At 35.7% G+C, this 14860-nt stretch carries 15 protein-coding genes and 2 pseudogenes; 13 read left to right on the forward strand and 4 right to left on the reverse strand.

Going from position 1 to position 14860, the window contains the following annotated elements; translation table 11 throughout:
* Positions 1 to 128: 128 nt before the first annotated feature.
* Positions 129 to 701 carry a TetR/AcrR family transcriptional regulator gene (locus DPQ31_RS05560; RefSeq protein WP_000963370.1) on the forward strand — a complete coding sequence of 191 codons (573 nt, stop codon included), beginning with the start codon at positions 129 to 131 and terminating at the stop codon, positions 699 to 701.
* Positions 702 to 916: 215 nt separating this feature from the next.
* On the forward strand, positions 917 to 4165 hold the full coding sequence (locus tag DPQ31_RS05565; protein ID WP_208731660.1) for a YhgE/Pip domain-containing protein: 3249 nt from the start codon (positions 917 to 919) through the stop codon (positions 4163 to 4165).
* A gap of 152 nt (positions 4166 to 4317) precedes the next feature.
* Here the strand turns inward: DPQ31_RS05565 and DPQ31_RS05570 are convergent, their stop codons facing one another.
* A complete protein-coding gene (locus DPQ31_RS05570; RefSeq protein ID WP_097958875.1) occupies positions 4318 to 4464 on the reverse strand; it encodes a LacI family transcriptional regulator in 147 nt (48 codons plus the stop codon).
* 274 nt (positions 4465 to 4738) lie between these two features.
* Here DPQ31_RS05570 and DPQ31_RS05575 point away from each other — a divergent pair, with 274 nt between their 5' ends.
* The 5 genes and pseudogenes from DPQ31_RS05575 to DPQ31_RS05595 all read left to right on the forward strand — a co-directional run.
* Positions 4739 to 4954, forward strand: a complete 216-nt coding sequence (locus DPQ31_RS05575; protein WP_097958833.1) for a hypothetical protein — start codon at positions 4739 to 4741, stop codon at positions 4952 to 4954.
* A gap of 36 nt (positions 4955 to 4990) precedes the next feature.
* Positions 4991 to 5292: pseudogene (locus DPQ31_RS05580) on the forward strand (DUF2087 domain-containing protein).
* A 51-nt stretch (positions 5293 to 5343) separates the two neighbouring features.
* Positions 5344 to 5433 carry a YjcZ family sporulation protein gene (locus DPQ31_RS05585; RefSeq protein WP_000505668.1) on the forward strand — a complete coding sequence of 30 codons (90 nt, stop codon included), beginning with the start codon at positions 5344 to 5346 and terminating at the stop codon, positions 5431 to 5433.
* A 396-nt stretch (positions 5434 to 5829) separates the two neighbouring features.
* Positions 5830 to 7005, forward strand: a complete 1176-nt coding sequence (locus DPQ31_RS05590) for a cell wall-binding repeat-containing protein (RefSeq protein WP_208731661.1) — start codon at positions 5830 to 5832, stop codon at positions 7003 to 7005.
* 108 nt (positions 7006 to 7113) lie between these two features.
* Positions 7114 to 7200 (forward strand): annotated as a pseudogene (locus tag DPQ31_RS05595) (YIP1 family protein); the annotation flags it as partial.
* 19 nt (positions 7201 to 7219) lie between these two features.
* Here DPQ31_RS05595 and DPQ31_RS05600 read toward each other — a convergent pair.
* Both DPQ31_RS05600 and DPQ31_RS05605 read right to left on the reverse strand, forming a co-directional pair.
* Complete coding sequence (locus DPQ31_RS05600; RefSeq protein WP_097958836.1) at positions 7220 to 7720, reverse strand: DinB family protein; 501 nt, start codon at positions 7718 to 7720, stop codon at positions 7220 to 7222.
* 92 nt (positions 7721 to 7812) lie between these two features.
* On the reverse strand, positions 7813 to 8754 hold the full coding sequence (locus tag DPQ31_RS05605; RefSeq protein WP_098162293.1) for a helix-turn-helix transcriptional regulator: 942 nt from the start codon (positions 8752 to 8754) through the stop codon (positions 7813 to 7815).
* Positions 8755 to 8950: 196 nt separating this feature from the next.
* Between DPQ31_RS05605 and DPQ31_RS05610 the strand changes: the two genes are divergently transcribed.
* Positions 8951 to 9964, forward strand: a complete 1014-nt coding sequence (locus DPQ31_RS05610) for a LacI family DNA-binding transcriptional regulator (protein WP_208731662.1) — start codon at positions 8951 to 8953, stop codon at positions 9962 to 9964.
* Between the two features lie 40 nt (positions 9965 to 10004).
* Here the strand turns inward: DPQ31_RS05610 and yhfH are convergent, their stop codons facing one another.
* Entirely contained in the window at positions 10005 to 10133 is a 129-nt protein-coding gene (yhfH, locus tag DPQ31_RS05615; RefSeq protein ID WP_000567010.1) for a protein YhfH, read from the reverse strand.
* Between the two features lie 202 nt (positions 10134 to 10335).
* Here yhfH and DPQ31_RS05620 point away from each other — a divergent pair, with 202 nt between their 5' ends.
* The 5 genes from DPQ31_RS05620 to DPQ31_RS05640 all read left to right on the forward strand — a co-directional run bounded on the left by DPQ31_RS05620 (position 10336) and on the right by DPQ31_RS05640 (position 14730).
* A complete protein-coding gene (locus DPQ31_RS05620) occupies positions 10336 to 11070 on the forward strand; it encodes an MBL fold metallo-hydrolase (RefSeq protein ID WP_000784682.1) in 735 nt (244 codons plus the stop codon).
* Between the two features lie 9 nt (positions 11071 to 11079).
* Entirely contained in the window at positions 11080 to 12069 is a 990-nt protein-coding gene (locus DPQ31_RS05625) for a lipoate--protein ligase (protein WP_208731663.1), read from the forward strand.
* 176 nt (positions 12070 to 12245) lie between these two features.
* Positions 12246 to 12671 carry a hypothetical protein gene (locus DPQ31_RS05630; RefSeq protein ID WP_208731664.1) on the forward strand — a complete coding sequence of 142 codons (426 nt, stop codon included), beginning with the start codon at positions 12246 to 12248 and terminating at the stop codon, positions 12669 to 12671.
* Between the two features lie 164 nt (positions 12672 to 12835).
* Positions 12836 to 14368 carry a fatty acid--CoA ligase family protein gene (locus tag DPQ31_RS05635; protein WP_001055192.1) on the forward strand — a complete coding sequence of 511 codons (1533 nt, stop codon included), beginning with the start codon at positions 12836 to 12838 and terminating at the stop codon, positions 14366 to 14368.
* 110 nt (positions 14369 to 14478) lie between these two features.
* Positions 14479 to 14730: a hypothetical protein gene (locus DPQ31_RS05640; RefSeq protein WP_000435466.1), complete on the forward strand. Its 252-nt coding sequence runs from the start codon at positions 14479 to 14481 to the stop codon at positions 14728 to 14730.
* Positions 14731 to 14860: the final 130 nt, after the last annotated feature.

Genomic DNA, 14860 nt, shown 5'->3' on the forward strand with positions numbered 1-14860 from the left:
TGGACTGGAATTTTTTCATACTGGGAATAATTAAAAAAGAGAACTTGTATAGAATGTGAGCGTGTGGTAATATCAAATATGTACTGATTGACTATATTATCCAATTGGTCATTTTTGGAGGTGACGATGTGGCGATAGATCGAAAACGTTCTATTATTGAAGCTGCAACAAAGTCTTTTTCAGCGTTCGGTTATAAAGCAACAACGATGGATCAAGTAGCGAAATTAGCGAATGTAGGAAAAGGAACGATTTATACTTTTTTCAAAAATAAAGAAGAGCTATTTGGCGAAATTATTTCTAATTTAATTACAGAAATGAAGCAAGTGGCAGAAAACGCAATTCGTTCAGATGTTTCATTTTTTGAAAATGTACATAAAGCATTATATAGCATCTTGGAATTTAGAAAAGAACATCAGCTCATGATTAAGTTAATTCAAGAAGAGCGCGATATGGGAACGAAAGAAGTACAAGAAGTGATGCAACAAGTAGATGTGGAAATCGTTTCTGTCATTCAATCGTATTTAAAGATTGCGATTGAAAAAGGTGAAATTAGCAAATGTGACCCAGAAATTACAGCATTTATTATGCTTCGCCTATACGTATCACTTATTTTTGATTGGGAAAAAAATCATGAACCACTAGAAAAAGAAAAAATTGCAGAATTATTTGAACTTTATTTATTAAAAGGATTGTCAAACTAAGATAATCCTTTTATTATTATAAAAAGTGACCATTTGAACAAAGTAGTCATATATTTATTTTAGGAGGGATAATATAAATATTCATTTCATAGTAAGGAACAGTTGCATAGTATAAATTCGGGGATAAGGCATATGTATGAATAAGTATAGCCTTTTTGTTTGGGTGAAAATGACTAAATGAACATTTTGGTCATTTCGATAAAGGGGGAGAAATGATGAAATGGAATCAGTTACTTCGTAAAGAGTTTACTGAAATTATAAAAAGCAAAAAAATATTAATTCCAATTATCGCAGTTCTATTCGTGCCGATTTTATATGCGGGTATGTTTTTATGGGCCTTTTGGGATCCATATAAACAGTTAGATGATTTACCAGTTGCGGTAGTCAATTTAGATAAAGGTGCAGTATTTGATGGGAAACCAATTGAGGTCGGAAAAGGGCTCGTTGATAATTTAAAAGATAATACAAGTTTTAAATGGGAATTTGTAAGTGAAAAAGAAGCGAAAAAGGGAATGGAAGGTAGAAAGTATTACATGTTAGTACGCATTCCAAATGACTTCTCAAGTAATGCTACAACGTTATTAAAAAATGATCCAAAGCCATTAAACTTAGAATACATTCCAAATGAAAGCTTAAACTTCTTATCTTCACAAATTGGCGGAACAGCGATTGAAAAAATTAAAGGTGAAGTAGCAAGTACGTTAACGAAAACATATGCAGAGAAAATGTTTGATTCTATTCAAGACGTCTCAAAAGGATTAGCAGATGGAGCGGAAGGTGCAAATAAACTGCACGACGGATCAAGTGAGCTGCATGATGGTTCAAGTAAAGTGACGGATGGCCTTCATACACTTCGAGGGAAGTCTGGGGAGATGAAGGATGGAGTTCAGAAATTAGCGGATGGATCAAATAAATTAGTAGATGGGTCAGGAAAAGTAACAAACGGTTTAAATACGCTAAATAGCAAAACAGGTGAAATGCAGGTAGGTATAGGGAAATTAGTAGATGGGTCAGGAAAAGTAACAGATGGTTTACATGTATTAAATAGCAATACTGGTATCGGAAAATTAGTAGATGGCTCCGGAAAAGTAACAGGTGGTTTACATGTATTGAATAGCAATACTGGTATCGGAAAATTAGTGGATGGCTCCGGAAAAGTAACAGATGGTTTACATGTATTAAATAGCAATACTGGTATCGGAAAATTAGTAGATGGCTCCGGAAAAGTAACAGGTGGTTTACATGTATTGAATAGCAATACTGGTATCGGAAAATTAGTGGATGGCTCCGGAAAAGTAACAGATGGTTTACATGTATTAAATAGCAATACTGGTATCGGAAAATTAGTAGATGGCTCCGGAAAAGTAACAGATGGTTTACATGCACTAAATAGTAAAGCAGGTGTAGGGAAATTAGTAGATGGCTCCGGAAAAGTAACGGACGGTTTAAATACGTTAAATAGCAAAACGGGTGAAATGCAAAAAGGAATTGGCGAATTACGTGATGGATCTGAGAAAGTGACGGATGGCTTGAACAAATTAGTAAGTAAATCTGGTGAATTTAAAACAGGAACAACTGATTTATCAAATGGTATGGAACAGCTGGTTGGGGGACAAAGCAAACTAGAGGAAGCTTCTCAAAAAATTGAAAAGGGTTTGCAAGATTTGAATAGTAAAGTGAAAAGTTCTGCTGCCGGTTTAGAGGAAATGCAGTCGAAAGGCCCTTCTATATTGAATACAGTAAAAGAAAAAATAGATGGAGCTGGGGCAAATGTAAATCAATTAAATGAGCTTACGCAATCAACAGCAGGAGATGCAAAAAATGCAGCGCAAGATGTAGCGAATTTACAAAAGCAAATTGAAAGTTTACCGAAAGAATATCAAGAGCAGTTACAACCATTCATAACAACTGCTGTAAAAAGTACAGTGACAGTTCAGCAAAAAGCTGCCGGAGTAGCAGGTGGAACAAATAAATTAAATGAAGAAGTAAAACAATTAAAAGGTGAAATAGATCAAAGAACAAGTGATGCACAAAACAAACTACCGAATACAGCAGGATTGCAAACTTTAACGAGTGGTATTGATGAATTAGCTAGTGCACAAAAGGGGTTTGTTGAAAAGTTCCAAGGATTTGGAAGGAATTTAAATGTAGCAAAAGAAGGCGCAAATAAATTTAAAAACGAATCCGGCCAATTTATTGATGGAATAAATCAATTAGCAGATGGCTCAGGTCAAGTAACAGACGGTTTAGGTACATTATCTGAAAGAGCAAATCAAATGGCAGGTGGAATAAATCAATTAGCGGATGGCTCAAGCCAAGTAACAGGTGGTTTAGATACATTATCAGTAGGAGTATCCAAATTAGCAGATGGCTCAAGCCAAGTAACAGGTGGTTTAGGTACATTATCAGTAGGAGTAACAAAATTAGCGGATGGCTCAAGCCAAGTAACAGGCGGTTTAGATACATTATCAGTAGGAGTATCCAAATTAGCAGATGGCTCAAGCCAAGTAACGGGTGGTTTAGGTACATTATCTGTAGGAGCCAACCAAATGACAGGTGGCATAACGCAATTAGCGGACGGTTCAAGTCAAGTAACAACTGGATTAGGCACTCTAAATGGCGGCCTAAATAAAATGTCAACTGGCTCAACACAGCTAATCGACGGCGTAAATAAACTAGCAGATGGCTCAGGAAAAGTAACCGATGGCCTCGTAAAAGTAAACGACGGTTCAGGTGAACTTGCTGAGAAACTTGGCGAAGGGGCAGAAAAAACAGGTGAAGTAAAAGGAACGGATAAAACGTATGATATGTTTGCAAACCCTGTAAAAGTGAAGACAGAGAAACTAGCGGAAGTTCCAAACTATGGAACTGGGTTTACACCGTATTTCTTATCACTCGGTTTATTTGTTGGGGCATTACTATTATCTATCGTATACCCATTACGCGACACAGTCGGCGTTCCGAAATCAGGATTTAGCTGGTTTATTAGTAAGTTCGGCGTTTTACTATCAGTCGGTATTATTCAAGCGATAGTAGCAGATGTCATATTACTGTTCGGATTAGGTGTAGAAGTGCAAAGTATTCCATACTTCATACTCTTTAGCATCGTTACAAGTTTAGCGTTTATCGCATTAATTCAATGTTTAGTAACAGCATTCGGTGATGCAGGGCGATTTATTGCCATCATCACATTAATTATTCAGCTTACAACAAGTGCTGGAACATTCCCACTAGAATTGATTCCGAAGTTTTTACAACCATTTAATACGTGGTTACCGATGACATACTCTGTATCAGGATTGAAAGCAGTCGTATCAAGCGGAGACTTTAACTTCATGTGGCAAAACATAGGAATACTCATGATCTTTATCGTCGTATTATCACTTGGAACAATCGCTTCCTTAACTTGGATGCACAAACGACAATTTAGAAATGTTGTTGAAAATCAATCGATTGAAGTTTAAAAAAAGCACCTTGTAGGTAAATATTTATAATAACGAAACATTGGAATGAAGAGCCTGTATCAATAATTACTCAGTGATTATCGATACAGGCTCTTTTTATTGGATCTGTTCATAAAGATTGTTGTTACTAGAGCATTTTTCTTTTCGTTCTTTCATTCCATTTTTATTCTTTTTAATGCTAATTCAGCTGCCATTTTCCCATTATGTTGTCCGTGTTCTTTAATCCAATTTAGTTTTTCACTAGCTGGCACGTATATATGGAAACCTAGAATTTCAGCCGCTCTCTCTTGTACCCACATATCCGATTCGTCCAAGAGGGGAAGTATTTCATGCAATTGTGTGTAAGGAGTTAAAGCCATAATTGAAAATAAATATTGAGCTCTTTTTTCTTCCGTTAATTCAGGTTTTTTAAGAAGGTTTTTCAATTCTTCAATGGCTTGTACATCTTGCTGTAGTTGCAGTTCATCCGTATTTTCTTTGGAACAAGGATAATCTTTAACTTCTAATTGCAGTCTAAACGAAAGAAAAGGACTTACAGCAATTTACAGAGAAAACTAGAATAGGGGAGTTGATATGATGAAACAAAAATCTCGCTTCTATTTTATAATATATCCACTAATTACCTTCTTGGTTTATACACTATATCCGATTTTATTTCACAAAAAAGAACATACGAGCATAAAGGATATATTGGGAATGATTGTAACGTATTACATTTTAATTAGTGGATATTACTTTATTGATTTTTTAAGTGAAAGAATAAAGAAAAACGGTAAAGAAAAACAGTAAAGTTTCACTATTTAAAAGCTGATGGAGGATAACAAAATGACCGAAAGCGAAATAAAATTTAGAGATACGACCATTCGTAACTTTTTCGATAAAGAGGATCGTTTAAAATCGATTCCAGGTCAAAAGAAAAAAAATTAGTGTTATTAGAACATTTGATTAGCAAGTTAAACGTTGAAAATCAATATACAGAGAAAGAAATGAATGTGTTCATAAAACAATATCATGATGATTTTTGTACGATTAGAAGAGAATTTATCGTGCATGGGTTTATGGATCGAGAGGATAATATGTACCATATAAATGGGAGAGAAGTTTGGACGAAGTGGGAGGAGTTATAAATGTAATGAGTAATTCCTAGTTTGCCTCTCTTATCTAAAGAAGGAACTATTATGGGCTTTGGTGGTAGTTGCGGTGAATTTGCTTTATTAGTTATATTGTTTATTTTATTAATCATCGTTGGAGCTGCTTGCTTTTGCTAAAAAACTATGGAAAAGACACTCTTATAAGAGTGTCTTTTCTTTATGAAGATGTAATCCCACAAAAACATTTATTTATGGGGGCTTGCCAAATACTCATCAACCTAAGAAAATAGATCACCTCATAATGAAAAATTCACGTTTTTACAGTTAGTACTGAAAATTCGGCTCATCCTTTTCGTTTTAGAAAAAGTAATATTTTAAGTTGATAGATGTGTAATATTACCTATATTGTAACGTATAAGTGAATTTGATGACGTTAACTATACTTTTGTGTCGTTTTATTTAAAAATATTACGATTATATTACAAAAACTATTGATTATATCTAAATAGCGTAATATAATACTGTTTGTGGAAATAAAAACAAAAATTATTCATTATTTGGGGGATATGGAAAATGAAGAAAGTTATTTTACCAGTTTTAATGTCTGCTATGGTTATAGTTCCGGCGGTATCACATGCTGAAAAACAAGATAATGTGAAACAGACTACTGCAAAAGCAGAGCAGACAATTCAGCAAAGTGGTTGGGTAAAAGTAGGGGATACATGGTATTTCTATGACCAAAAAGGTATGAAGAAAACAGGCTGGTTACAAGATGGTGGAAAATGGTACTATTTTGATGGTAATGGAAAAATGCAAACAGGTCATATTGTATATCAATATGAGGGTTACTTACTGGGAGCAGACGGTACAATGTATGCCAATGAAGGTTGGATTCAGTATGGTGGAAAGTGGTATTATGTACATCAAGGTGGAAAGCTACATTACGGATTGCTTGAATATAATGGGAAAACTTATTTTTTAAATCCAGATAATGGGCAGATGTTTACGAAAGCTTGGATTGGGGAATATCATACAGGCAATTATTTTCTCGAAGATGGATCAATGGCAATAGGTTGGACTTCAATTGATAATAAGTGGTACTATTTTAACGATAAGGGGCTTAGTTATAATGACTGGCTAAGCTATAACGGAAGCTGGTATTATTTTGTAGGTGGTAAGATGCAAACAGGTTGGGTACAAGATAATGGAAAATGGTACTACATGAATACAGACGGCACAATGAAAACAGGCTGGGTAAAAGATAATGGAAAATGGTATTATCTGAACTCAAATGGCACGATGAAAAGTTCAGAAAATGGATGGAAAGACTGTTGGTTAGATGAAGGAGGAAAGCGCTACTTTTTCGATGACAGTGGTGCTATGCGTACAGGGAAACTAGCTGAAGGCGGCACTTCATGGTATTTTAATCCAGATGGATCTATGGTGACTGGATGGAAAATAGTGGATGGTGACTGGTGTTACTTTGATGAGAAAAGTGGAGCGAATCATGAAGGTTGGTTAAACTACAATGGCAAGTGGTATTACTTTTATGATGGCCCAATGACAACTGGTTGGGTACAAGTGAATGGCACATGGTACTACTTGAATGAAGATGGAACGATGAAAACAAATTGGTTACAAAAAGATGGAAAATGGTACTATTTACAATCCAATGGTGCAATGGCAGTGGGCAAACATTTCATTAATGGAAAATGGTATTCATTCAAAAATGATGGCGTTATGATGTAACAAAGATTTTTAATTGAATAAATGACAATAGATATCTATTTTAAGATATTTCTATGATGAAAAAAACACCTGTGAAGGTGTTTTTTTCATCTTTACAGTTAGTTATTACTTATTCCTCTTATTCTTGCACTTTTCGTTTTCACTAGTTTATTAGCGAGCATGGCTGGATTTATGCAGGAAATATCTAAACTGTAAGGATATGTGGGAAGTAGAATTATAAAACTTTTGTTTCCAATCTTTCTTTCTGACGAAGATGATGTGCAAAATGCATAGAAATGAGCTGAAACCATTCTGCCGCATTTAAGTAACCAAGCCCAGGGTGTTCGACTTTATAAGCACTTGGAATAGAAGTAATTGTTGGTTCAATGTCTTTAACAACTGTAATTAATTTCAGAAAACGCTCTTGTACTTCTTCTTTGTTAATTGGATTTTCTGGCGTATATCCAGGATGATTTGGTACTTTGATTTGTATGTCTGGGAAAGCACCAAGTTTATATACTTTTTCACCCATATCCGTTTTTTTGTTAGTTACTGATGGTGTTTCGCCTTTACATTTTGTGATTGCATCTAATTGCATGTATGTGGAAGCAATTAAATGATTATACATTTGACCGAGAGACCATTCCTCACTAGAAGGCTTCATCCTAAATTGTTCTATAGAGTACTTTTCTAATTCCCCTATGTAGTACGTTGCTAACTCTTCAAAATTCTTCATATCACTAACTCCTTTTTATGAAACTGTATTTGTTACTACCTACTATAAAGAAGTAATGCTGACAACATTATGTCAGTAGTGAAATATAAAAATTAAAGTTTTAACATTTTTTTTGCTTCATCACGGATTTTCTCAGAAAGAATTTTTGGCTCAAGTACTTGCACTTGGCTCCCAAAGCTTAATACCCACTGAAATACTTCGTCTATGTTTCTTGATTTCAAAAAGACATGGAAACCATTATCTTTATGCTCGTATGAATCTATAAAAAAGTATCGTGACTCAATAATTTTATGTGCAATATGAGATGGAAACAATAAATGAATCGTAACAATACGATTGTTTTCAGGTTGATAGTCTTGTAAAGAAAAGTCTTTCGGTTTTGTAAAAAATTCTTGTTTTTGCTGTAATGTATCCATACGGTCTAAACGAAAATTACGTATTTGTTTCCGAAGTAAGCAATGAGCAACGATGTACCAAATTCCTGAAATATTGACTAAACCGTAAGGATGAACAGTCCGCTCTATTTTTGTGGTTTCTCTTGGCTTACGATAAGAAAAAGAGATAGCTTGCTCGTTTTGAATTGCTTCTTGTAGCAAGAAAAGTTGGTTCTCTAGTTTTTCTTGCTCGGCTTGCTGGTTTGAAAATATAGGAGAAAGGAAACGGAAAGTACCTCGTAACCCCTCAACTTTCTTTTTTTGATCAGTAGGGAGGATAACCTCAAGTTTCTCTTTTGCCGATTGTGCATGTGCAGAAAAAGAAGAAGTGAAAGTTTTCTCGATATAATCACCGCCTAATAAAAGGGTAACAGCCTCTTCAGGGGTAAGCTGAATGGGTGGTAAGAAATATCCATCCATTAATGAGTAGCCGTGGCCGGGCATTGCAAAAATTGGGACACCAGATTCACTAAGTGCATCCATATCTCGATAAATAGTTCTTATACTTGTCTCAAATTTTCCAGCTAAACTTTGTGCTGTAACAGTTTGTTTTCTTTGTAATTCAATTAATATCGCTAATAAACGATCCGTTCGATTCATGAAATATCATCCTTTATTTTTATAAATATGATCACTGTAAATTTCTAAAAGTAATACATTTTCCCCTACTATTAACAGACTTTTCCCTATGTATAATATTAATATAGTAAAATCATAACAACCGATATTGCAGTTTCCAATAATATACTATATAATCAATTTAAGAAAACGTTTTCATGCAAAGGGGGAGAATTTCGTGTCGACTATCGAGGACGTGGCGAAATTAGCGGGGTTATCAAGGACAACGGTTTCTAGGGTGATCAATAATCATCCATATGTTTCAGATGAGAAGAAAAAAAGGGTTCAATTAGCAATGAAGCATTTAGGCTTCGTTCCTAATTCTGCGGCGAGAAGGCTTCGTAAACAAAAAACAGAAACAATTGCGGTGCTTGTTCCAAGGATTACAAATCCTTTTTTTAGTAGATTTATTGAAGCAATCGAGATTGCTGCTTCTGAGCATAAATATAAACTGATTATTTGTCAAACAAGATATTTACCAGAAAAAGAGATGGAGTATTTACAATTATTATCTACGAAACAAGTAGATGGGATTATTCTATGTTCACTAGAAAATCCGTGGGAAGATGTAGAGCCGTACTTACAGCACGGTCCAATCGTGTTATGTAATGAATATATTGAGGAAGCAAATGTTCCAACAGTGAAATTTGATCATGCACAAGGAGCATACATAGCTGCCAATCATGTATTAGAACAAGGATATCGTAATCTTATTTTTTGCCGTGGTAACGAAACCAAAGTTGTTGGCCAACAGCGGAAAATGGGCTTTTTACGTGCAATAACTGAGAAGAGCCGCCAAGTAGAAGCGATTGATTTTCTTGAAAACGCTTTCTCTTGGGATGATGGGAAGCGAATATTCCATGAAGTATTAAAGGACAAAAAAAATCCTACCGCGATTTTGGCAGGAGGCGACGAGGTTGCAGCTGGAATTATCTCAGAGGCGAAGCGCCATAACTGGAGTATTCCAGAGGATCTCGCTGTTATCGGTTTTGATAATCAAATTTTATCGCAGATTACTGAGCCAGGTATTACGACAATTGAACAGCCAATTGATGAAATGGCTCGAAAAGTTGTCGACCTGATGATGGATAAAATCCATACGAAAAATTATCGTAAAAAAGAATTGTATGAGTTTGAACTGGAGCTCTTGGTGAAAGGTTCAACGATGAAGGATACGATGTTATTAGCCTAGTAGACTATGTCTGCTAGGTTTTTTTTCTGTTCACAAACTACTACTCTTCGTGAACGCAGTCATCACATTTGTTATGGTATGCTTCGTGCTGCTCATCAATTTCTTTCCCGCAGTGCGCACAAGTTTTCGTCGGTAAATTTCTGAAAAACTCCATTGGTTGATCGATCATGTCAATTCCTCCATTTCCATTTCTTACTATCATTGTATTAGTACAAAAAATAAAAGTCAACAACTGTTTTATAACAAATTGAAAATTAATGAAAAAGTTTAGGAAATGGATTATAGTTAACAATGTAGGATGTAAGTAAAAAACTTTCTCAAGTACGGAGAAAAACTGCATTCCTACTCGGTTTTAGAAAGGATGGATACATATGAAAATGACTGTTGTCGGCTTTTGGGGCGGCTTTCCAGAAGCGGGAGAAGCAACGTCGGGGTATTTGTTTGAACACGATGGTTTTCGTTTACTTGTAGACTGTGGTAGTGGTGTACTAGCACAGCTTCAAAAATATATAACACCATCTCATATAGATGCAGTTGTACTTTCGCATTACCACCACGATCATGTTGCAGACATTGGGGTATTGCAATATGCGAGATTAATTACAAGTGCGACAAAGGGACAACTACCGGAATTGCCAATATACGGTCATACGTTTGACGAGAATGGATTCCATTCTTTAACGCATGCACCGCATACGAAAGGAATCGCGTACAACCCAGAAGAAACACTTCAAGTTGGACCGTTTTCTATTTCATTCTTAAAAACTGTTCATCCTGTTACATGCTTTGCGATGCGTATTAAAGCTGGTAGTAACGCTGTAGTATATAGCGCTGATTCAAGTTATATTCCTGAATTCATTCCATTCACAAAAGATGCTGATCTTTTCATTTGTGAGTGTAATATGTATGCACACCAAGAGGCTGCAAAAGCAGGGCATATGAATAGTACAGAAGTAGCAAGTATTGCGAAAGATGCGAATGTAAAAGAACTTTTATTAACGCACTTACCGCATATAGGAAACCCATCTGATTTAGTAACAGAAGCAAAACAAATTTTCAGTGGCCATATTACGTTAGCTCATAGTGGCTACGTATGGAATTCATGAGGTGATACGATGTTATTTATTGATAATAAAGGGATTACAGATCCTAGAATAAACTTAGCGATTGAAGAATATTGTGTGAAGAATTTAGATATTAACGAAACATATTTACTGTTCTACATTAACGAACCTTCCATTATCATTGGTAAAAACCAAAACACAGTAGAAGAAATTAATGCAGATTACGTAAAAGAACAAGGTATTCATGTCGTTCGTCGTCTATCAGGCGGAGGCGCAGTATATCACGATTTAGGAAACTTAAACTTCAGCTTTATTACGAAAGATGATGGCGACAGTTTCAGCAACTTCAAAAAATTCACAGAACCTGTAACGAAAGCGCTTGGTAAATTAGGCGTAAATGCAGAACTAAGTGGTCGTAACGACATTTTAGCTGAAGGTAGAAAAATTTCAGGTAACGCGCAGTTCTCAACGAAAGGTCGTATGTTCAGTCACGGTACGTTACTATTTGACTCTGAAATCGATCACGTCGTATCAGCGTTAAAAGTAAAAATGGATAAGATTCAATCAAAAGGAATCAAATCAATCCGTAGCCGCGTTGCGAACATTACAGAATTCTTAAACGAAAAAATGACGACAGAAGAGTTTAGACAACTTCTTCTAGAAACCATTTTCGAAGGTGAAACAGAAATTCCAACGTACGAATTAACAGAAGCGGATTGGAAAGAAATACACAAAATTTCTGAAGAACGTTACCGCAATTGGGATTGGAACTACGGAAAATCTCCGAAGTTCAACTTACAACATTCGCACCGTTTCCCAGTTGGACAAGTTGACGTTCGTCTTGAAGTGAAAAAAGGAACAGTAACAGAATGTAAAATTTACGGTGACTTCTTCGGATCACTAGATGTTCATGACATTGAAGAACGCTTAACAGGCGTACAGTTCGATAAAGATGCATTCACTACAGCTTTAGAAGGCGTAGATATCGCACGCTACTTCGGTAATATTACAACAGAAGATTTCTTACATTTATTCTTCTAAAAATGGGGGAGGCTGTCATAAAGGACAGCCTCTTTCTTTTTGTGTGGATTGTCACTTTTGGTTTTGAGTTGCGGCTAATATAATTTCACTTATCACAAATATCTTCCTCAAAACACCACTCACAAGTCATCTGCCCCTTATAAAGGAATATACATAATAAAAGGAGGTGGATCAAAATGAAAAGAATAATGTGCGTTGTATTATTGCTCAGCTTCCTCATCGGGATGACAGCGTGTAACGATGAAACCTCCTCAAGTCGTACAACTTTATCTATTGGAAAACCAGCGAAGGATAATGTTATATATTATACGCATACGGATAACAAACGAAAGATAGATGATATACAAACTATGTTTCAAAATAAGAAATGGAAAAGAAATGAAATGTTTAGTACTGTTGGTAAAATACCAGATGTTGTCTTGTCTATAGATGAAGACGCTACAGGGTTACCGATAGTATATGTTACAGTGTACTTTCATGAAAATGGAGCGGACGCGATAAACTTGTATGGAGAGCATACAAGTTTAAATAAAGAAGAACTTGAAAAGCTTACAGAAAAGATAGGTGCATATTATCCTAAAATGATTTCTGTCCTCGTTTAATAATTTGTTGGTAAGTGAAATCACTATATTTTCCCAAAGTTATTCAATAGGAAGTACGCCGTGTATATGCAGTTAATAGGATATTACTTGCCACTTTAATTTTCTTTTAATATAATTAATTTAGAATTTTTAAATATTCTAAATTTTATAAAGGTGGGGTTTGTGTGAATCTCGTTCAATCTTTGGCTGAAACGGCAAAAAAGAAGGGGGATAAACCGGCTTATGTTTTTATGGATCAGTCGGTCTCATATGACCAATTAAACAAAATGGTCACAAGGTTTTCTAGCAATTTAGCAGAAATGGGCATTGGAAAAGGGGACAATGTCGCATTAGTTGTTGGGAATTCACCACATTTTTTAGTCGGTTTATACGGAACAATGAAAGCCGGGGCAACTGTTATACCAGTTAATCCAATTTATACAGCAGACGAAATGCATTATATTTTACAAAATGGAGATGTAAAAACAATCATCGTACTCGACGTCCTTCTACCTGTTATACAATCTCTTACAACAAGACTTCCTTCACTAGAGAACATCATCATATGCGAAACCTCATCAGATTTTAATCATATAGAAACCGAAAAAATGAAAACGTTTACTAGTTTTATAGGAACTGGAGATGCGACTTACGAAGGTCCGGAACTAGATGAAGAAGATGTAGCGGTTATCCTCTACACTTCAGGCACAACTGGAAAACCAAAAGGTGCTATGTTAACACATAAAAATTTATATAGTAACGCAAGCGATGTGGCGTCGTATTTACAATATACGGCCGATGATCGCGTCGTTGCGGCACTGCCGATGTTCCATGTATTCTGTTTAACAGTTGCGGTAAATGCACCGATTGTGAACGGGGCAACGATTTTAATGTTACCGAAGTTTAGTCCGAAAGAAGTGTTCCGTATTTGTCGTACGTATGAACCAACGATTTTTGCTGGTGTACCGACGATGTACAATTACTTATATTTATTTGAAGAAGCAAGCGCAGAAGACGTGAAGACACTTCGTCTTTGTATTTCAGGTGGTGCGTCAATGCCTGTTGCTCTTCTGCAAAACTTTGAAAAACGTTTTGACGTAATTGTTTCAGAAGGATATGGTTTATCAGAAGCATCACCAGTTACTTGTTTCAATCCGTTAGATCGCCCGCGTAAACCAGGGTCAATCGGCACAAATATTTGGCATGTAGAAAATAAAATTGTGAATGAACTTGGGGAAGACGTACCAGTCGGCGCAGTCGGTGAATTAATTGTTCGTGGACCTAACGTTATGAAGGGTTACTATAATGCACCAGAAGATACAGCTGCGACATTAAAAGATGGCTGGCTATATACAGGAGACTTAGCGAAAATGGATGAAGAAGGTTACTTCTATATCGTTGATCGTAAAAAAGATATCGTCCTAGTTGGTGGTTATAACGTCTACCCTCGTGAAGTAGAGGAGGTACTATATACGCACGAATCAGTAGCTGAAGTTGTCGTAATTGGTGTACCAGACGAAAACTTAGGAGAAGCAGTGCGTGCTTTCGTCGTTCTGAAACAAACGAACGTAACAGAAGAAGAGCTGATGCATTATTGCACGTTACATTTAGCAAAATATAAAGTGCCAATGAGCATAGAGTTTTTAACAGAATTGCCGAAGAATACGACGGGTAAGTTGTTAAGAAGAGCTTTGAGAGAAAAAGCGATGCAAGTGTAAGAATGGGGGCAACCAGCTTTATGAAGTTGGTTGCCTCTATTTTTTTGCATTGGTTAAGCTATGACGCCATATATTTAAACCGTAATATGACTAGTAGGGAGGAGATATACATGGAGCAGAAGGAATTACGTTTGCGGCGAGTGCAATATCTTATTTGTGACATTATGGATGAAATGAACGCTGAAAATGAGAAGAAAAACTTAGAAACACTGCAGAAAGTAATTGATCAGCTTTCAGGAGCAATTGGTGATTTAGTAGATCCATCTGGTACGTATTCAATTGATTATTTGGAGAGGAAAGTTCATACAGCGCACTATTTATTATTTAAAAATGATCGTAAAGCATATTTGTGTAATAAATAAACATTCATCATTTGATGGGGTGTTTATTATTTTTGATATTTATTGATAATTGTTATCAATAAAAGGATGAGTACAATGGGTTTAAGACGATAAATTAATCTGCTTATAATTGTACTTATAAATAATAAAG

Origin of the sequence: Bacillus sp. COPE52 (assembly GCF_003355115.1) — a bacterium.
GTDB lineage: Bacteria > Bacillota > Bacilli > Bacillales > Bacillaceae_G > Bacillus_A > Bacillus_A toyonensis.